A 19,895-nucleotide genomic window follows, 5' to 3' on the forward strand; every position below is an offset into this window, starting at 1 on the left:
AGAGCGACTATGCGTATCTCTGATCTCATTCTGAGATGTGAGATACGCTCGCTCGTCTCGCCTCACAAAGGCGGGCTGTGCGTAAAGCCTGGGGTTGCCGTTACGGACATCTGAAACCCCACCAGTTCCGGGGAGTTGGAGATCGTTTCGACCCGCTCGCCCGAACCGCGGCCGTCCAACTGGAGCCGAGCCGAGCCGGTTCGGAAGCAGAAAAGGCCTTGGAGGTCCGCTAGCGCCTGCCGGAGCTCCAAGAAGCCACTGCCCGGGGCGTCCGTCCGCCTCGATGCGCCCAGGAGAACAGCAGCCGTGAGAGCCGCTGAGTCGCTCGTCACGGTCCGATTGGTCGGATTCTCGCGTAGTGAGGACAGGATGCCGCGTCCGGTATCCGCGACAGACATGCTGAAGCTCTGCGTGTTGACCTCATACGCAACCAAGGCCTTCGGCGTGTCGCCGAGCCCGGCATGCTGCACGACATTGTCGACCATCTCTCCGAGTGCGGCAGCGATCCCTCGAGCTAGCTTCGGCGAGAGCGAGAGCCTGTTGGCGAGGGACCGGCGGAAACGATCCTGAAAATAGCTCCATTCCGTGTCGGCGGCTGGATCCTGCAGTTCCCGGGCGGTTGGGCAGCGCCGCAGCTCGAAAAGTGGCGCGTCGTGCGCCCCGGGCGTGCGCTGACTCTTTCCCTCGACCAGTGCGGAATAGGCGAGATCAATACTGACCATAGTCGCGCGCCACCGGGCGACGAGAGGTCTGGTCTCTTCAGGTTCAGCCGCTGCCCAGCAGGCAAATTCCAAGGCGGTCCCGAGCGTGCAAGTGCCAGTCGACGTACTGAGCACTTGATCGAGCCCGCCGCTTCGACACGCGTGGCGGACTGAATCCAGCATGATTGCGTCGACGACCACAATGTCTGGAGGAGGCATTCGCAGAAGAGTGTCTCCGCCCGAGAGGCCGAAGGCAAGAATTGCCGTGCGGACCCTCCTCAAAACCCCGGGAACCGACCCGTGTAACCGCCTGTCACTGTCAGTCCATGTTCTCCCACAGCTCCACCACGCTCATCCGTGCCAGCATCTCGCCGATCGCATCAATCATCGGATCCACCTGATCGTCATGCAGGTGGCTGTCGTCAGCCGTGAATGCCTCGCATTCCGCCACGAAGTCGTTCGTGAACGGCGCGTCCTCTGGCAGCATCACGTGTCCCGATTCGATGTAGCCGACGGCGTCGAGCACGCGCGTGTACTTATCCTTAGTGCGCTCGATGCCGACGACGGGGATCCTCGCAGGCCACTTGAGTTCCTGGATCAATCCGGTGCCGCTCGTCTTGTCCTCTACCTTCATCTCGCGGAGGTCGCCCATTTTGAAAGTGTCGGCGGCGTGATGCTTGTTCCAAAATTCGATCGCCCGACGCTTGAGGTCAGGCGCCTCCCATTTCCCACGGATCATGTCGAGTAGGTAGATCTTGCCGTCCTCGCCTTTGCCCCAGAGTTCGAAGACGCTGAAGTCATTCCGCTCGGCAGTTTTCTGCGCCGTATCGACGAAGATCATTCGGTATTTGATCCGCGGCGGGAGCTTGTATCGGCCGAACCACTTTCCTTTGATGATGTCCCCGCCGATCACCTGCGGGTTCTGCTGATATAGGGCCTCCCAACTCACATTCGCCATGATGGCCTTCTTCTCCATCAGGAACTCGAGCGACTTGTGATCCGGGAACAGGGGCTCGCCCTCCCGACGGTGGACCTCATCCTGTACGGCGATGGCGGGGTACGAGACCACGCGCAGTTTGTCCCCGAGCTCCGCCTTCAGGCGACCGACGGGGTCGTCGATATGCCAACGCGTAAGAATCATCAGCAGGCCGGCGTGCTCGGAGAAACGCGTGAAGAAGTCGTCAGTAAACCAGTTCCACGTCTTGTCGCGTACAACTTTGCTGCCGGCCTCGTCATGACCCTTGATCGGATCGTCAATGATGCCGAGATCCAAGCCCTCGCCAGTAATCGCGCCGCGGATAGTTGTATTCCGGAACGATCCCTCCCGGCCGACAAACTCGATGATGGTCTGGGTCAACATGGCCGGAGCCAGATCGTCGGCGTCGACTGATGTCAGCCTCGTCATTGTCTGCGGGAACACCAGCCGGTATCGCGACGTGGCGTAGATCCGTTGCAGATCCGTGTTTGCTCTCTTGCCGAGTCGCTCGCCGTAGCTGGCGAAGATCACCTTGAGGTCGGGATTCTTGCCGGCAACCCACGCAGTGAACTCGACGACCATTCTACTCTTGCCGTGCTGGGGCGGAGCCTCGATCACGAGCTTTGGCCGCGAGCCCCGAAGCAGGTCGTCATAGAAGCGCTGCAACTCGGCCGTTATTTCCCGCTGCCACCATCCACGCTTCATCTTCGGATAGAGAAACTGCCGGAAGGCCCAGAAGGACTCCCGGGCTTCCGCGGCAGCGAGGGCGGTGAGGATCGCGAGACCTTCGCCGGTACGTCGAGCATCAGTCTTCAAAGATTTTCTCCGGCAAGCCGAGGGCTGCCGCCTTCGCCACGAGTTCCTCGCGGCTCATGTTGGCCAGTTCCAGAAGCTGGATGGGCCCGCCGTTCTTCCCGGTCATCTCGACGATGGACTTGTCGTTTTGGCCGAGACGGTGCTTCGACAAGTGGAGCAGCATTGTGACGGCCGACGGAGATTCCGAGTTGGCCAGAGCCCACTGACGCCTGCGCAGCGAAACGTTGGCCTTCAGAAGGCCGTCTTCCCAGACGCGCTTGTACTTGGGGTCCTCGAGGCGCCGCAGCAGCGTCCGTTTGGATATCCTGAGGACCGCCGCTGCCTCCTCGATCGTACAAGCGAGACCCGCGAGCCGTTCCAATGTGTCGATGTCGATTGCCGCCTCGGGCCGGCCGCGCTTCTTCCGTTCGGCCTTCATCACGCGGCCTCCTGAAGGCGCTGCGTTCGGATGTCGGCGAAGGTCTCACCGGTCTCTTCGAGGACGGCCTGCTTGCCAGTGAACTCTTCCCAGCGGCGCACGGCGATATCGACGAAGCGGGGATCGATCTCGAGAGCGCGGGCGATTCGTGCGGAGCGCTCGCAGGCGATCAGCGTGGTGCCCGAGCCCGCGAACAGGTCGAGGATGACTTGGCCGGTCTTGGTCGAGTTCACGATCATGCGCTCGACCAGGCCGACGGGCTTCATCGTCGGGTGCTCGGTGTTGCGGAACGGCTTGTTCTCGTCGAGAACTGTCGTCTTGTCGCGGCCGCCGTACCAAGCGTGCGCGGCTCCGGGCTTCCAACCGTAGAGGACGGGTTCGTGGGCCCACTGCCAGTCCGATCGGCCGAGGACGAGCGAGTTCTTTCGCCAGATTAGACAGGACGAGAGTTTGAAGCCGGACTCGACGAAAGCTCGGCGGAAAGCCATACCCCCCGTCTCGGCGTGACAGATGTAGGCGACCGCGCCGGGACGCAGCGTTGTGAAGGCGTTCGTAAATGCCGAACCGAGAAATACGGCGAAAGCTGCCGGATCGAGGTCGTCATTTTGGATCGTACCGGCGTTGCCTTCATAGGCGACCCCGTACGGCGGATCTGTCCAAAGGCAGTGGACCTGTCGTCCGCCAACCAGCCGGCTTACATCGTTCGCGATCGTTGCGTCACCGCAGAGCAGCCGGTGTCGACCTAGTGTCCAGAGATCTCCTGTTCGCGAGACGGGTGTGACAGGCGGATTCGGCGCATCGTCTTCATCGATTGCGCCGGTGATCTGCGAATCGGCAGTTGCGAAGATCGCATCCAGTTCTTCATCATCGAAACCCGTAAGCCCGAGGTCGAAGCTGTCGAGCTTCAAGCCCGCCAGTTCAGAGGCCAGGAGGGCTGGGTCCCACCCGGCGTCCAGCGCCAGGCGATTGTCGGCGATGATGTAGGCGCGGCGCTGGGCCGCGGTCAGGTGATCGAGCACGACCACCGGCACCTCGGTCATGCCGAGGGCGCGGGCGGCTTCGAGCCGGCCATGGCCGGCTACGATTCCATCCGTGGAGTCGACCAGGATCGGGTTCGTAAATCCGTACTCACGGAGTGAAGCCACAAGCTTGGTGATCTGCTCCGGGGAGTGCGTGCGCGGGTTCTTGTCGTAGGGCCGAAGCCGATCAATATCCCAGTGTTCGAAGCGCTTGGGCAGAACTACCGGTTCGGCGCTCGAAGTTGCGGCGGGCGAGGGGGACGGTTTCATCATGACCTCCGGGGCGGGCGTGGTTTGCTCGGTGCTGCGTTTTGCAGACCGAACGTCGCCGCTCCGGGATCAAGTTAGTCGACGGCCATGGGGGAAAAGTGGGAGTGGAAGTGGGGGGAAACGGGGGTTTTCTGGGGTTTCTGCGGCGAGCTACTTCGGCGTGCAGAAATCGCCCGGTCGGCCGAGGGCATACATGCCTCGGTCGACCTCGTGAATCATCGTATTCCACGCCGGGTGCATTTCGCCCGTCTTGCCTGACAGCCGAAAAAGATCGCGCATACGAAAACGATCGCTTCTCGAGTCGATCAGGTCCCCCAGCACTTTCTGCGTCAGGCCTAGGCCGCCCTGTTCCCAGTGTGACCACAGCACTTCGACAGCACGAGCCTGATTCGGTGAGAACGTGTAGGTCGTTCCAAACCACCGAACTCTTCGGAAGTCGTCGGTGTGGTGACAATCCGGGGCCGCTTCGCTGTCCGTCGCTACGGGCGCAGCCGCCGGGGTTCCACACTGACGACCATTCCAAAATCCGTCCTCGGCGGCGGGAGGGTACAAGAATCTAGGTACGGGAACTTTTAGCGCCTCGCAGGTCTTCGCCAGTACGTCGCGGCTCAACATCGTCGGTGGTGCGGCATCGAGTCCTTTGCCCGAAGCTGCGAGCGTACGAAGGGTTGTCGCTGCTTCGCTCTGCAGGTCACGCCGCGCTTTGTGTTGATCTTCGTCCCATACATCGAGATCGGGATTGGTGTTCGCGATGTGAATACAGTGTGCATCCGCCTCGATAACGTCGGCGAGCAGCTTGGCTACCTCGTAGGCGTCGTCTCCCGGATAGTCGTCGAGCCAGAATTTCATGAACTGTCCAGTCGTCATCACCTCGCGCGCCCGGTACGCCTGAATTTCCTTAATACCCATCGTCCCAATTCTCCGTGCACGTTCACCAGCGATACGAGGATTGACCAAGTTGCCAGTTGCCCCCTCCGGCCGACGAGCAAGCGCTGCCACGGCGACTCTACCAAGGCGGCGTGGCGGTCTCGAAAATGCGTCGCATCGATCTCGCGGGCCGTGGCGTCGATGGGCTTTGGGGGATCGGGTTTTTCCAGCTTCGTCCGGTCTTTTTCTGTCGCGCCTTGAGGAGCGCGATCTGGTGGAGACCATCGGAAGTGATCAATAAAGACCGACGAGTACAGGGGAGCACACCGCAACTTCTCGCAGCGGCAGGGACCCGCCGCGCCGAGGCCATCGACATCATGGCTGGCGCCTTGGTCCGGCTGGTGACGAGCCCTCCCCGGGCCTCCCGGCCCTCCGTGGGCGGTCTTTACGCACAACCTACGAAACAAGCACCGAAGCACCCAAAAACACAGCGGAAAGCCCCGCCGGTTAACTTGATAAGATCGCCCCGTCACGCGGTCATGTCGCCGCCCGGCGGGTCCGAAGAGGCCCTCCGGCAAGGAGGCACAACCGTGGGAAAACCCACACCAGCACAAAGACGAGACGATAGGGAAACGACGGCGCGCGTCGCCGAGCAACTGGCCGCTCTGGCCACGATGACCACGGCCGAACTCGCGACGAGGTTCGCGGAACTGACCGGCCAGCTACCCCGAAACAGGAACCGCGCCTACCTTAGAAAGCGCGTTGCCTGGCATCTCCAGGCGGCCGAGTACGGTGGGCTCTCCGAAGCCGCGCTCGCCAAGATCGACGAGTTGGCGCCTATGGCCATGAGGCGCTTCGACCAGTCTTCGCGGCGACGCGCGAGGCCCGAACCGCGCTCGAAGACCACGGCAACGGACGCAGCCCGCGATCCCCGGCTCCCCAATCCGGGAGCAGTCGTCAGCCGCGTGTACGGCGGCAACGTCCACGAGGTCACGGTCCTGGAGGATGGTTTCGAGTACCGGGGCCAGCGTTTCCGGTCCCTGTCGAAGATCGCGCGCGAGATTACGGGGACGCCGTGGAACGGGTTCACGTTCTTCGGGTGCGGCGCAGGAAAGCTGACCCCACCGGAGGGCGCAGCATGAGCGACATCCCGTTCCACCAGACACGCATGGGCCATGCCTTTTATGAGGCCACGATGCCGGGCCTCGTCCGGGAACTCGCGCGCCTGAACGCCAACCTTGAACAGCTTCTCGTCGTCGCCGAGGTCGAGGGGGAGAAGGTGGCGACGACTGCTCCCGCCGATTCCGGTTCGGAAAGTGGCCGATGAAGCGAGCCTCGTCAGCCGCGATCGCGTCGGCGCCGATCAAGCGCTGTGCCATCTACACCCGTAAGTCGACCACGATGGGGCTCGAGCAGGAGTTCAACACTCTCGATGCGCAGCGCGAGGCTTGCGAGGCTTACATTCGTTCGCAAGCCAGTGCCGGCTGGACGACTCTGGCTGACCGTTACGACGATGGCGGTTTCACCGGCGCCAATATCGATCGCCCGGCATTCCAGCGACTCCTTGCCGATGTCGAGGCAGGAAGGGTCAACACGGTCGTTGTCTACAAGCTCGACCGCGTTTCGCGGTCCCTGCTCGATTTCGCCACCGTTATGAATCGGCTCAACCGTGCAGGCGTGGGCTTCGTCTCGGTTACGCAGAACTTCTCGACGACGGACGCTGTAGGGCGCATGACTCTAAACCTGCTCGCGACCTTCGCCGAGTTCGAGCGCGAGCAGATCGGCGAGCGGACGCGCGACAAGATGGCTGCGTCCAGACGACGCGGGAAGTGGACGGGAGGGGTGGTGCCGCTCGGCTATCGGGTCATCGACAAGAAGCTGGTGATCGACAATCATGAGGCCGAGCTCGTCCGCGAATTGTTTGGACTCTACTTGGAACAACGCTCGGCGCTGACTGTTGCTCAAACCCTTACAGACCGCGGTCGCACTACTGGTCGTTACCTCGCAAATTCGGGACGCGTCCGAGAGGCTCGTGCCTGGGGAAAGGGGGACGTGCTCAGTGTCCTCAAAAAGCCTCTCTACATCGGTCTCATGAGGTATCGTGATGAACTCCATGACGGGGAGCACGAGGCCATCATCGATCTGCGAACGTTCGAGTTGGCAAGAACCCTGCTCGCGCGCACCAACGGAGGTAGAACTCCGCGGCGGCGAAATCCAGACTACCTGCTCAGCGGGATCCTGATGTGCGCGCGCTGCGGTTCGGCGCTGACTGCGGCGTCGTCGCGGAAAGGAGGGCGTGCTTATCGCTACTATCGATGCACCAAGCGTGACCGGGAGGGCAGGGCGGCTTGTCCAACAAGACCTATGTCAGCCTCCGCCATCGAAGAATACGTCGCCCAGCGCCTGCGTGAGGCAATCGCGAATTCGGACCTGGCCGCGTCGGCGACTAGCGTCACGGTACGCATAGAAACTCGGCGTCGTGACCTCACGGTCGAGCGTCACCGACTTTCGTCTGAGATCGCGACGCTCTCCACCGACCTGAACGACACAAATATTCGGCTACAAGAGCGCGAGCGCCGACTCGCGGAGGTCGAGGGCGAAATTGCGATGCTCGATGCGACGAAACTTGAGGCCTGCTGGATCGCCCAGTGCCTCCGCGACTTCAACTCGGTTTGGGACGTGCTTACCTCGCAGAACCGAGGACGACTGTTTAGAGCCGTCGTCGAGCGTGTGGACGTCGACGACGAGGGCGGGGAAGTGCGGATAACGTTGGCAAATCTCGGCGGGGATGCGACGGAGGAGAAATCGGCATGAGCATCGGGACGAAGGTTGAGATTTCCGGCAGTTCGCGAGTAGTCGTGGGGCGGCTGGACCGTGTCAGGCGAGGCAAGCGGACCGCTTTCGAAGCAACGCTGCCGAAACCTTCGGCCGAGCCGTCTCACGCCAATGCGGCGCTAGCACTGGCGCTCGCTCATGCGATCCAGCGATCGATCGATTCAGGAGAGAACCGCAACCAGGCGGATGTAGCGCGAAAGCTTCAGACGACGCGGGCGCGGGTGACGCAACTACTCGACCTGACGCTGTTGGATCCGCGAATTCAGAAGGCGGTTCTCCGGCTGACGGATACCGACATGGAGCGGATCAGTGAGCGAACGCTTCGACGGATCGGTAGTCACGAGTCGTGGTCGGCCCAGAGCGCGGCCTGGGACGACGGTGTCTTGATTGAGAGCCCCACCACATTGGATGTGCCGTGCGGAGGTGATGACAGACTTACCTGATGTACCCGAATGCGGTGCAAAGCCGCGTGGTACCAGCTTGCCGGCTAACAGGCTGGCAAAAGACACTATTGCCCGATCGTGAGCCCAGCTTCGGCAGCGTCCTCGTCAATCTCTACATCCTCACCTTCATCCTCGACGTCTCCGACGTACGCGGCTTTGCCGATCGCTTTCTCAATGAGCCTAAGAAGGCGTTGTTGCCGATCTGCCATAAAAGCATCAAACCGATCTGCGCGTAAGAGGGTTGGGTCGATCAAGTGGGAGGTGAGATAGGTGTCGAGGCTTTCACCCTTGATTGGCGGCGCCTTCGCATTCCCTCCTTCCAATTTGGCGAGATACTCAGATGGCGCGACGCCACCGACGATACGATTCGTTCTATACGAGAGAGGCGTCTTGTTGATGATGGAGTCGTAGACGGCTTGCTTCACGCCTTGGCGCTTACACCAGTCTTGCGGGAATATGTGATGAATGTCGACGTTCTCCCCGAAGAACACTGTGTGATCGAACCGTTGGCCTGAGCGAAAGTCGAGTGCCCCTTCCTTCATAAGAAGCGCATTCACGCCTTTGTAAGCGGCTGAGAGGCGCATGCGCATGGTCTTCAGACGGTCCGCTCGGAACATAGTTTCGGATACGGTGGATGGCTCTGGGCCACCCTTCAGCCAAGCCGGGACTTCCATGAAATCCCGCGCAATGCGGGAATCGACTGCCGATCCGTAGAGTTCTCCGAACACGCCATTCCAGTACCAGCGAACGAGCATTGCGCGGTTCGCCTCGTGCTCCCATGCATCACCGATATCCGCCAAGATGGCAGCCAACGGAACGATCTGGGATTGGTACGGAAGATCAAAAATCCGATAGATATGGAGCGTGTGTAGAAATTTTGCTGCCTGAGTGAAGCCCCGTTCTACTTGGGCCTCGTACTTCTTGTACGCTTCGAGGGGTAGATTCAGCAGCGCTTGTCGATTGCCCGATATAGCGGGCAATTCCTTCCCCTGCTTGCCGGCGACTTCCGCCGCGCGGCGCCGGTCACGGGTGTAAAATAGCGAGACGGCCTGCAGGAAGTCGGTATTGGCGACCTCGGCAATGATACCAGTGTCTGCACCGGCTGGCCGCAGCGTTTCTGCGAACCGTCGGTGCCGACCTTTTGACGTGTCATCGCCGTACCAGTCTCTCCGCAGTTCGTGATTTGACGCTGCGTACATCGCCGTCACGAGCTCAAACGCATCTAGCGACTTTCCGCCCGTATTCACCTTCTCGAAGACAACGCAGACCGCTTCTTTCGAAGTCGATTTGTCCAGTGTGATGACCGGTACGTGGTACGATTTGAAGTTCTCCAGTACCTGTTTCTTAAAAGTCCGAAATTCGTCGCGAATGCTTTTGTTCTGGTCACCGCACCAGTATTCGTCGAAGCCGTCCTGCCAATGGTCCCAATCGAAGACTTGGGTGATCGGGTACATGAGTAACGCGTATTCCCGCTCCGGAGTAGAAAGATCGAATGCGATCTCGCGGCCGAAATCGGTTCGGACGAGGCGATCTTCAGGCACACCGACCACGGCCTCCTCGCGATCCACGGAAGGGTCGAGCGCTTTTTTGATGTCGAGGTAGAACCAGCGCTTTACCTTTTTGTTTTTGGGCGTGACTGTCTCGACAACCTTTCCGCGCAACGTGACCTGGTAGAGGGAGGTCATTCGCTGCTGACCATCGAGAAGAAGGGCATGAGGAACAGTCTGTTTTGATTCGGGCGGCGCGCCTTCGATCGGCCTGGGCTTGAAATTCACCGGGCCTCCCGTGTTGAGCGTCATGAGGGCGCCAACAGGGAATGCTCGCGAGATTGAAGCAATCAGACTCTTGATGCGATCCTCATCCCAGACCCAACTTCGCTGAAAATCTGGCAACTGAAGACTGCCGACATGGCACTCTTCGAGAAGCTTATCGAGATTGAACGGGTTGGTTTGGAACGTGGAGCCGGGCATTCGTTGGTGCTGTCCTTCGGATTGGCGACGGGAGGTCGCGAGTGTTTCTTGCACGGCGGTTGGAGATGAACGCGCGTGTTCCTATTTCCTATGCTGCTGCCGGCGGCGTGGCAAATAACCGGATACGACCACTTGTGTCGCGCGCGTCGCTCGCGTGGCCAGGTGCGCGTTACCAGCTGGCTCCGGCAGTCCATCCGCCCGATACTCACATCCCGAGCGCCACGTGGCCATCAACGTTCGTCGATTGAAGATCGAACACGAGTCCGCCAGCGCGCGCGCGGAGTCCGAGCAGCGTCCAGAGCTCGAAGCAGACCCTCGTCGCTGTGTGACACGTGTCTCTCTGGACTCAGGGTCAACGAGATTCGTGGCACGCGTCAGTCCGTCGCGCGACCTACACGAGGCGTTCTTTGGCACGATGCGTGGCCGATTCCCGAGGCCGCACTGGCGCGGCTTCGCGAGACGGGACTGATGGGCGCCGACCTGAGGGTTGGCCGAGCAGTCTGAATGCCAATGCGGTGCATCCCCCATGCTCGCCCGAGCGGCACCCCTAAGGTAAAACCTCTTGGAGAAAGCGGCCGGGAGGCCGAACACCGAAGATGCCGCCCGTCCATACCTCCACCCGCCACTTGCCAACCCGGGTCTGGCCGTCGGCGCTCAGATACGGGTCAGGATCCACCCGGACCGCATCGCCGTCAACGCTGGCGTACGCTGCTCCGACGGCGGCCGCATCGGAATTCGCGCAGACATCGGCGACGTCGCCCTTGTCACGGTCGGGTGCCGTGTCGTTGAAGGCCGGCCCGCTTTGAAACCCAGCACCACGGTAAGGCTCTTACGATGAGCCTTACGGACTATCACGCCAAATATCTGGCCCACGAGCTGACGAGGCGCTGCGCTTCAGACAGCGTCGAGAAGCTCGCGTCGGTGCTAGCCGACGCCCAAGTCGATCTGAATCCTCATCAAGTCGAGGCGGCACTCTTCGCCTTCCGGAGTCCTTTCTCGAAAGGCGCGATCTTGGCGGACGAGGTTGGGCTCGGGAAGACAATTGAGGCCGGACTGCTCATCGCGCAGAAGTGGGCCGAGCGAAAGCGGCGTCTGCTGATCATCCTCCCCGCCAATCTACGTAAGCAATGGAGCCAGGAGCTCGAAGACAAATTCTATCTTCCATCAGTGATTCTTGAGAGCCGAAGCTTCAACGAAACCGTTCGCGCCGGCAATCTAAATCCGTTTCAGCAAGATGCGATCATCCTCTGTTCCTACCAGTTTGCGCGGACCAAGGAGCCTTATCTCCGGCAGACGGCTTGGGATCTCGTTGTCATCGATGAGGCCCACCGTCTTCGCAACGTGTACAAGAACTCGAGCAAGATCGCGCTGGCAATCAAACAGGCCATCGCTCCATTTCCGAAAGTCCTTCTAACCGCCACTCCGCTTCAGAACTCACTATTGGAACTGTACGGGCTAGTCAGCATCATCGACGAGTTCGCTTTCGGTGACCTCGAAAGCTACCGCGCGCGGTATGCGCGGATCGGTAACGATGCGGACTTTGCCGAGTTGAAGCTACGACTTGCGCCACTGTGCAAACGCACGCTTCGTCGCCAAGTGCTCGAATACGTAAAGTACACCAACCGCCACGCCCTTGTGCAGGAGTTCGTGCCGACGCTTGAGGAGCAACGACTGTACGACCTGATCTCCGAATACCTTCAGCGCGAAACGCTATATGCGCTGCCCGCTAGCCAACGTCAGCTCGTAACGCTGATCCTTCGGAAGCTACTGGCTTCGTCGACCTACGCCATCGCCGGGACACTCGACGGCATGGCCCAGCGCCTCCACGCGGCTGCATCGGCGGCGGAAGCGGTTGAGGCCGGGCCGGCTGGTCTCCAGCAGGATTGGGAGCAACTTGATGAACTGGCCGACGAGTGGGAGGAGGAGGGCCAGGGCGACATGCCAGCCGACCGGGCGCGCCTCGCTCCGGAACAGCTTTCGGGGCTAAAGCATGAGATGGCCGAGTTGCGTGAGTTCCACGCGCTTGCCACGTCGATCGTCAAGAACTCAAAAGGAGAAGTCCTTCTGACTGCGCTTCGGCGCGGCTTCTCCGCTGCCGCCGAGGCTCAAGCGGCCCAGGGTCGCGCGGTACTGCAAGAGAAGGCCATCGTCTTCACTGAATCGCGTCGCACCCAGGAGTACCTGTTCGGGCTGCTGGAAAAGACAGAGTTCGCTGGCCGCGTCATGCTGTTCAATGGCACGAACAACGACTCAAGTTCCAAGGCCATCTATAAGAGATGGATGGAGCTACACGCGGGCACCGATCGAGTTAGCGGCTCGCCGAGCGCCGACATGCGCGCAGCCCTGGTAGAGCATTTCCGCGACGAAGCGGCGATCCTGATCGCCACGGAGGCCGCCGCAGAGGGGGTTAACCTTCAGTTTTGCAATCTCGTAGTGAACTACGATCTGCCTTGGAACCCACAGCGGGTTGAGCAGCGCATCGGCCGCTGTCACCGCTACGGTCAACGATTCGACGTAGTAGTCGTCAACTTCCTCAACAAGAGCAACGCCGCTGACCGCCGTGTTTATGAACTGCTTGACGAGAAGTTCCGGTTGTTCAGCGGCGTATTCGGTGCGAGCGACGAAGTGCTTGGCGCCATCGAGTCCGGCGTGGACTTCGAGAAGCGGATTGCGGCGATTTACCAGAAGTGCCGCGCGCCTGACCAGATTCAGTCCGAATTCGACCAACTGCAGCGGGAGTTGGAGGCAGAGATCGGCGAGGGGCAGCGCGACGCACGCGAGAAGCTCCTCGACAATTTTGATCAAGAGGTGGTTGAGAAAGTCCGCGTCCAGACCCTAGACGTTCTGGATCGCTTCAATGATCGCCTGTGGCGACTCACCCGCCATCTACTCCGTGACTGCGCGCGGTTTGATGATACCGAGTTCGCGTTCGTGTTGCTGGTCAATCCATTCGGTGGCGAGGCGATCCATCCTGGGCCGTACCGCCTTGGGAAACGAACGGAAACTGCGAACACTTATCGCGTTGGACACCCGCTAGCACAGGGAGTTCTCGCGCTCGGCCGCAGCCTAGCAACACCCGTTGCGCAACTTCGCTTTTACTACGGCGAGAATGGCAAGAAAATCACGATCCTCGAGTCGCTCATCGGGGCTAGCGGGTGGATCGGCTGCATGCGGTTGACCGTGGGTGCGGTGGAAATTGAAGACCATCTCTTCTTCGTCGGAACGACTGACACAGGCGAGCCGATTGACGAGACCCAATGCCGACGGCTTTTTGACCTTTCGGCGGATGTAGAGAGCTGCTGCGCCGTTCCGGACGCCGCTGCGGGGATTCTTCGTGAGGCGGAAACGCAACGCCGTGCGGTGTTGCTCCAGGAGTTGACGAGGCGCAATGGCGCTTGGTTTGATCTGGAAATAGACAAGCTTGACCGCTGGGCCGAGGATGTGAAGTTCACCCTCGAGCGCGAGCTAAAGGAACTCGACGCGGAGATTCGAGCCGCTCGCAAGAGCTCGAAGTCCGTAATCGTACTCGCCGATAAGCTTGAGGCCCAAAGAGCGATCAAAACTCTAGAACAGCGACGCACGGCGAAGCGTCGACAATTCTTCGACGCTCAGGACGATATTGACGAGAGGCGCTCCGAACTGATCGCAAAGATCGAGCGTCAGCTAGCCATAGAGACACAATGCGAGACGGTCTTCACGATTAGATGGACGGTCTCAGCCAACGCGCGGACCTAAGAGAAACCATGGCAGAGAGAAAGAAACGCTTGGAACTTACATGGATCGGCAAAGAGGAGCGTCCTCGCTTAGAGCCACGCATCCTGCTGGAGACGACCTCACTCTCCTACCACGCCGCAAAACGGGCCACGGAACACGATAGCTTTGAGAATCTGCTGATTCACGGCGACAACCTGCTCGCGTTGAAGGCGTTAGAGCAGCAGTTCACCGGCAAGATCAAATGTATCTACATCGATCCGCCCTATAACACCGGGTCAGCGTTCGAACACTATGATGATGGTCTCGAACACTCGCTTTGGCTGTCGCTCATGCGGGACCGATTGGAGTTGCTAAGGCTACTGCTGACAGAAGACGGCGTTCTATTTTCGTCTATCGATGATTCGGAAGTTGCGTACCTAACAATTCTACTCGACGAGGTCTTCGGCCGAAAGAACGGATGCGGACAATTCGTCTGGGAGAAGAAGAAGAAGCCGTCCTTTCTCAACGCCAGTATGGGGGTGGTGACAGAGTACGTTCTAGCTTACGCAAAAGATCGGACTAAGTCGCCGCCGTTCATCGGCGGACTCACGACGGCGGGCAAGAAGTACCCACTGAACAATGCGGGAAACGGCGTCAAAGTGCTGACATTTCCGTCTGGAGCCGTTGTGTTTCGCTGCGTCGATCAGGTCTTCGAGCCACAGGACATGAGCGAGGGCAAGATTGTTACGAGGCTTCTAGACCGGCTTGAGGTGCGCGACGGGCGCAATGTCGGCATCTTCCGCTTGGAAGGCGAATGGCGATACTCCCAATCGAGGGTCGATGAGATCATTGCCGAAGGCGAGACCCTGGTGATCAGTAAGTCTCCATTTCGCCCGAACCACGTTAAGGATGGTGGTGAACCGAAGAAGCTCAAGAATCTCCTGAGCGTCGCTCACTACGAGATGAGCACCTACGAGGATGCCACGGCCGAGAGTATTGCGCTCTTCGGAGATGCAGCCTTCGACTACCCGAAGCCTGAGAAACTGATATCGACGCTCATCGACGCGGTAACTAACCCCGGCGACTGGGTGTTGGATTCTTTTGCGGGATCCGGAACGACCGGGGCCGTCGCGCACAAGATGGGCCGTCGGTGGATCATGGTGGAGTTGGGTGAGCACTGCCTTACCCATGTCCTTCCGCGCCTAAAACAGGTCATAGATGGTGCCGACCCTGGAGGGGTTACCGAAGCTACGGGCTGGAGAGGCGGCGGTGGGTTTCGTTGCTACCGACTCGCCCCGTCTCTTTTGGAGAAGGATAAGTGGGGCAACTGGATCGTGAGTAGAGCCTACCATCCGGAGATGTTGGCGGAGGCGATGTGCAAGCTCGAAGGGTTTCACTACGCGCCAGAACCCGAGGTCTTCTGGAATCATGGAAGGTCCACTGAGAACGATTTCATCTACGTTACGACACAAAACCTGAGCCGCGAGCAGTTGAGGTTCATCAGCGATCAGGTGGGACGCGAGCGTACACTGCTAATCTGCTGTTCTGCTTTTCGCGCTAAGAAGGACGAGTTTCCGAACCTCACTGTCAGGAAGATTCCCCAAGCTGTGCTGAGTGCATGCGAGTGGGGGCGCGATGACTACAGCCTCAACGTCGAACAGCTACCGCCGGTACAGGTTGTCGAAGAAGCCAAGGTTGAGGCGCGTATGAACGCGGGCGCTAACGGCGAGGCGACCAGTCGCAAGTCTGAGGGGCGCCGTAAGAAAGGCCATGCCGTGCAGGACCTCCCTCTGTTCGCGGGGCTCGGAAACGGAGAGGGGCATCGATGAGCCGCCACGTGAATAGCATCAGTGGACGTCTCAGTCTGCGCACACCGCAACGAAAGTCGCTCGAGATCCTGCATCGCGTAATGGAGATCGCTCCGCCTCGCAAGAACGGTGATCTCGAGGCAGCACTGTCTGTCATTCGCTCTGAGTTCGCGACAGTGGAAGATTTTGAGCGCTCGTTTCCTAGCTTGTGCTTCGCGCTGGCCACTGGCGTGGGCAAGACACGCCTAATGGGAGCGTTTATTGCCTACCTCCACCTTGAGCACGGCATCCGTCATTTTTTCGTGCTGGCGCCAAACCTTACCATTTACAACAAGCTCGTCGCTGACTTCACGCCGAACACCCCAAAGTATGTGTTCCAAGGCATTGCGGAGTTTGCAGTGAAATCGCCCGCATTGGTGACGGGCGAGAACTTCGAGCAACGGCCGCAGGTTTTGGACCTATTCGAGCGCGACGACGTAGTTGTGAATATTTTCAATATCGCGAAGTTCAATACGCGCGCGGCTGATTCGCGGAAAATCCGCCGACTCTCGGAGTTTCTCGGGCAGTCGTACTTCGACTACCTCGCCGGTCTTGATGACCTTGTGCTGATCATGGATGAGGCACACCGATACCGAGCGGATTCGAGCATGAAGTCGATTGAGGAACTCAAGCCCGTTCTCGGGTTGGAAGTGACGGCGACCCCGCAGGTCGAAGCTGGAAACAAGCCGATCCGCTTCAGCAACGTTATTTTCGACTATTCACTCGCCCTGGCGATGCGGGATGGCTACGTGAAAGAGCCAGCGGTCGCCACACGGGCCAACTTCAACCCCGCCACCATGACTGAGGCGGCGCTCGAGCGCCTCAAGCTCGAGGACGGCATCCGTGTCCACGAGTCGACCAAAGTGGATCTCGACGTGTACGCACAACAGAACGACGTCCGAAAGGTGAAGCCGTTTATGCTGGTGATTGCCTCGGACACCGAGCATGCCAACACGCTGGTAAAGCTCATCGAGGACGCTCAATTCTTCGATGGACGCTACAAGGGCCGTGTCATCCAAGTTCATTCGGGGCTCAAGGGCGCTGAGAAGGACGAGAACGTTGAACGGCTATTGTCGGTTGAGCGCGCCGACGAGCCGACCGAGATCGTTGTCCACGTCAACATGTTGAAAGAGGGGTGGGACGTTACCAACCTCTACACAATCGTACCGCTTCGTACGGCCGACTCGCGTACACTCGTCGAGCAGTCAATCGGACGAGGACTCCGCTTACCTTACGGGAGGCGCACCGGAGTCCCGGCGGTGGACCGATTGACCATTGTCGCGCATGACCGTTTTCAAGATATCGTCGATCAGGCCAAGAGAGGCGGATACACATTCAGCACGGTTACGATCGGAGTAGATGTCCCCGAAGTACCGAAGCAGACGGTCATGATTGCGCCGGTGCTCGAAGCGCTTCTCGGCATCACGCACGAGCCCGTCGTGGCCGGCCGCACCGGCGAGTCAGCGGCAGCGGGCGCTTCGCCGACGCTTATTGAAGCGGCAGTCGCGCCCAGGTTCACGAAGCCGGAGGAAGCGGCGGCGGCGAGGCTTGCCCTAGACGCCATCTACAATGCCACGCGTGATCCCAAGACGGTGCCCGGCCCCAAAGCGCTTCAAACCGAGGAGGTACAGAAGCGACTGGTCACCGAAGTGACGGAGAAGGTCAACTTGGGTCAGCTGTCTATGTATCCCGCGCTCAGCAGTAACGATATCGTGGGGCTCGTACGCGACGCCACGGCGATCTATGTCGCTTACACGATCGCCATCCCGAGGGTGATAGTGCTGCCAAAGGGCGTCGTAAGGGCCGGCTTCCGCGATTTCACTCTCGACTTTTCCTCTCTCCGTCTGCAGCCGATCTCGCGGGAGATTCTTGTACAGCACCTGGCAAGCGAAACTCGCGACGTTATCGGTGCGCTCGAAGGCGGCTACGACGAAGAGCGCCTCGAGGACTACGTGGTACGCGGGCTGATCGATTTTGACGACGTGAGTTATGACGAGCAGGCGGATCTCCTCTACAAGCTTGCGGGACAAGTCGTAGCTCATCTCCGAAGCTATCTTAAGGATGACGAGGAGGTCCGAAATGTATTGCTTTTCCATCAAAAGCAGATTTCGACGTCGATTCACACTCAGATGCAGCAGCACGCGTGGGAGGATGCATCCGCTTACGAAGCGGTGGTTTGTCACGGCTTCTCCGAGGTGCGGTCACAGGCTTTCGCGGCGTCCGCCGACGAGCTCATGCGCGATTTCGGTATGCCGATCGACAACAAATCCGACATCCGAAAAATGTTGTTCGGCGGATTCAAAAAATGCCTTTACTCGACGCAGAAGTTCGACTCTGATCCGGAGCGACGGTTCGCCGTGGTCCTAGAGAAGGACCCGGCGGTGATCAAGTGGTTCAAGCCGGGCAAGGGCGTCTTCCAGATCCGCTACACTCCAGACAGCGACTACGAGCCGGACTTCGTCGTCGAGACCGCCACTGAAAAACTACTCTGCGAGCCTAAGCGCGCCGATCAAACAAAGGATCCTGTCGTCCTGGCAAAGGCGAAAGCGGCGGCGACATGGTGCGAGCACGCGACGGCTCACGAGAATGAGAACGAGGGCAAGCCTTGGCGCTATGTCCTCGTTCCGCATGACGCGATCGCCGACAATATGACGGTTGCCGGTCTGGCCAAGCATTTTACAGTTGTAGCATCGAGAGACTGAAAGAGAGCCACCCGTCAGGCGGATTGATCGCTGCGCGCGCTACGTGCTCGCCGTTTCCCCGGGCAGTGCGTGGCGTTCTTTCACCGTCCGGCACAACTGACCGCTTCTGTGAGGATTGCCAATGGGTAGCGCTCGTCCGACACTACAATCCGCCGCTTGGGCGATGACCGGGTTCTTCGATGCGGCACGTGATCTTCTCCGCGAGGATCGTGCGGCAACGGAACTTCGTTTGTATTTTTATGCTGTAACGGGTGCCGGCTGGACTGAGATCTCCCGCGACGTCGCGGCCTGGAAGCGGAATGGGAGTCGTCGCGTCGTTACCGCGTACGTCGGCACGGATCACGGGCTGACGGAACCGACGGCGTTAGACCGCATGAGCCGCGCGGGGATTCGCGTTCGTATGCTTCGACGCTACAACGGTGTCTACCACCCGAAAGTCCTCTGGTTCGTCGAAGGCACCCATGGTCATCTGCTGGTCGGGAGTAACAACCTCACGCTTGACGGCCTTAAGAACAATATCGAGTTCGCTACCATCACTCGGTTGGCGGCGACGGATGGCAATCTGATTGGGTGGCATGATGCCATCCACGAAGCTAGTGATCCGCTCTCTGCGACGCTTCTTGCCAGCTATGGGGGAGAGCGTGAGGCCTTTGGCAGGGCACGTGCCAAGGCGAAAGTGGCGGCGACATTCACTTGGAGTAAACGGTCCAGCAGCAGAAGTGGAACAGGGGCTTCGAGCCAACGTCGTGCGCGATCAACGTCGAAGGGGAGGGCAACGACCCAAGGAGTTGCACCAACAAGCAGAGCGGCTGTTGGTGACCTTGGGGCGGCGCGCGGTGCCGACCTCATAGTTGAGATCATGCCGTTGGAGACCGGGACCGGCGGAAGTCAGATCCAGATCCCTATGGAACCCGCTCGCGCGTTCTTCGGACTTGGCGGTCGACCTCGCGCTCGAACGAAGGTCACACTTCGAAACACGGCGACGGGTGAACAGCGCAAACTCACGATGACGCGTTTTGGCAACTCAACCGCGCGTCTGGTGGTGAAGGAGCTAGACTACAGGGATCGGCCTTGCTTAATTTTGTTTCGACGAACCGCGGGTGGCGTCGTCAAGTTCGAGATCGTTCGAAAATCGATAGATCCTGACCGTTATAGGGATCTACTGCGCCGCTGCGGTACTCCGACTCGAAAAGGCAGCCGCAGGTGGGTTCTGATTGCAGGTTCCTCGTCGCGTCCGTGAGATCTCGGAGGTCGAGGGATTAGCAGGGAGAACACTCTCTCAAAACTCGTCCAAAGAGAGTGTTCCGAGAGCGAGGGGGCGGCTCGAAACTCGTCGAG

General features: G+C 59.8%; 14 protein-coding genes. 8 read left to right on the forward strand and 6 right to left on the reverse strand.

Annotation, left to right across the window (positions count from 1 at the left end; genetic code table 11):
* Positions 1-62: 62 nt before the first annotated feature.
* The 5 genes from VN634_19730 to VN634_19750 form a co-directional block, all read right to left on the reverse strand.
* A complete protein-coding gene (locus VN634_19730; protein ID HXC53128.1) occupies positions 63-722 on the reverse strand; it encodes an ATP-binding protein in 660 nt (219 codons plus the stop codon).
* A 298-nt stretch (positions 723-1,020) separates the two neighbouring features.
* Positions 1,021-2,493: a phage terminase large subunit gene (gene terL, locus VN634_19735; protein HXC53129.1), complete on the reverse strand. Its 1,473-nt coding sequence runs from the start codon at positions 2,491-2,493 to the stop codon at positions 1,021-1,023.
* The gene (locus tag VN634_19740; GenBank protein ID HXC53130.1) at positions 2,483-2,914 is read right to left on the reverse strand and encodes a hypothetical protein; all 432 of its coding nucleotides are present in this window, start codon (positions 2,912-2,914) and stop codon (positions 2,483-2,485) included. Before VN634_19740 ends, terL begins: the two co-directional genes overlap by 11 nt.
* A complete protein-coding gene (locus VN634_19745) occupies positions 2,911-4,203 on the reverse strand; it encodes a site-specific DNA-methyltransferase (GenBank protein ID HXC53131.1) in 1,293 nt (430 codons plus the stop codon). Before VN634_19745 ends, VN634_19740 begins: the two co-directional genes overlap by 4 nt.
* Before the next feature lie 147 nt (positions 4,204-4,350).
* Complete coding sequence (locus tag VN634_19750; protein HXC53132.1) at positions 4,351-5,109, reverse strand: hypothetical protein; 759 nt, start codon at positions 5,107-5,109, stop codon at positions 4,351-4,353.
* Positions 5,110-5,657: 548 nt separating this feature from the next.
* Between VN634_19750 and VN634_19755 the strand changes: the two genes are divergently transcribed.
* Genes VN634_19755 through VN634_19770 form a run of 4 tightly spaced genes read left to right on the forward strand, consistent with a single transcriptional unit; the run spans position 5,658 to position 8,345 of the window.
* A complete protein-coding gene (locus tag VN634_19755; GenBank protein ID HXC53133.1) occupies positions 5,658-6,209 on the forward strand; it encodes a DUF2924 domain-containing protein in 552 nt (183 codons plus the stop codon).
* A complete protein-coding gene (locus VN634_19760; GenBank protein HXC53134.1) occupies positions 6,206-6,394 on the forward strand; it encodes a hypothetical protein in 189 nt (62 codons plus the stop codon). The genes VN634_19755 and VN634_19760 overlap by 4 nt, the downstream gene beginning before the upstream one ends.
* Positions 6,391-7,881, forward strand: coding sequence for a recombinase family protein (locus VN634_19765; protein ID HXC53135.1), 1,491 nt, complete (start codon positions 6,391-6,393; stop codon positions 7,879-7,881). The genes VN634_19760 and VN634_19765 overlap by 4 nt, the downstream gene beginning before the upstream one ends.
* The gene (locus VN634_19770) at positions 7,878-8,345 is read left to right on the forward strand and encodes a hypothetical protein (protein HXC53136.1); all 468 of its coding nucleotides are present in this window, start codon (positions 7,878-7,880) and stop codon (positions 8,343-8,345) included. Before VN634_19765 ends, VN634_19770 begins: the two co-directional genes overlap by 4 nt.
* A 65-nt stretch (positions 8,346-8,410) precedes the next feature.
* Here VN634_19770 and VN634_19775 read toward each other — a convergent pair whose 3' ends face one another.
* A complete protein-coding gene (locus VN634_19775) occupies positions 8,411-10,315 on the reverse strand; it encodes a DUF262 domain-containing protein (protein ID HXC53137.1) in 1,905 nt (634 codons plus the stop codon).
* A gap of 834 nt (positions 10,316-11,149) precedes the next feature.
* Here VN634_19775 and VN634_19780 point away from each other — a divergent pair.
* From VN634_19780 to VN634_19795, 4 genes are all read left to right on the forward strand, one after another.
* Positions 11,150-14,050 carry an SNF2-related protein gene (locus VN634_19780; protein HXC53138.1) on the forward strand — a complete coding sequence of 967 codons (2,901 nt, stop codon included), beginning with the start codon at positions 11,150-11,152 and terminating at the stop codon, positions 14,048-14,050.
* 8 nt (positions 14,051-14,058) lie between these two features.
* Entirely contained in the window at positions 14,059-15,837 is a 1,779-nt protein-coding gene (locus tag VN634_19785) for a site-specific DNA-methyltransferase (protein HXC53139.1), read from the forward strand.
* Positions 15,834-18,557 (forward strand): DEAD/DEAH box helicase family protein, encoded by a 2,724-nt coding sequence (locus VN634_19790; GenBank protein ID HXC53140.1) that lies wholly within the window; start codon positions 15,834-15,836, stop codon positions 18,555-18,557. Before VN634_19785 ends, VN634_19790 begins: the two co-directional genes overlap by 4 nt.
* Before the next feature lie 121 nt (positions 18,558-18,678).
* Positions 18,679-19,797, forward strand: coding sequence for a phospholipase D family protein (locus VN634_19795; GenBank protein HXC53141.1), 1,119 nt, complete (start codon positions 18,679-18,681; stop codon positions 19,795-19,797).
* The last annotated feature ends 98 nt before the right edge of the window (positions 19,798-19,895 follow it).

This window comes from Candidatus Limnocylindrales bacterium, assembly GCA_035571835.1.
GTDB lineage: Bacteria > Desulfobacterota > Binatia > UBA1149 > CAITLU01 > DATNBU01.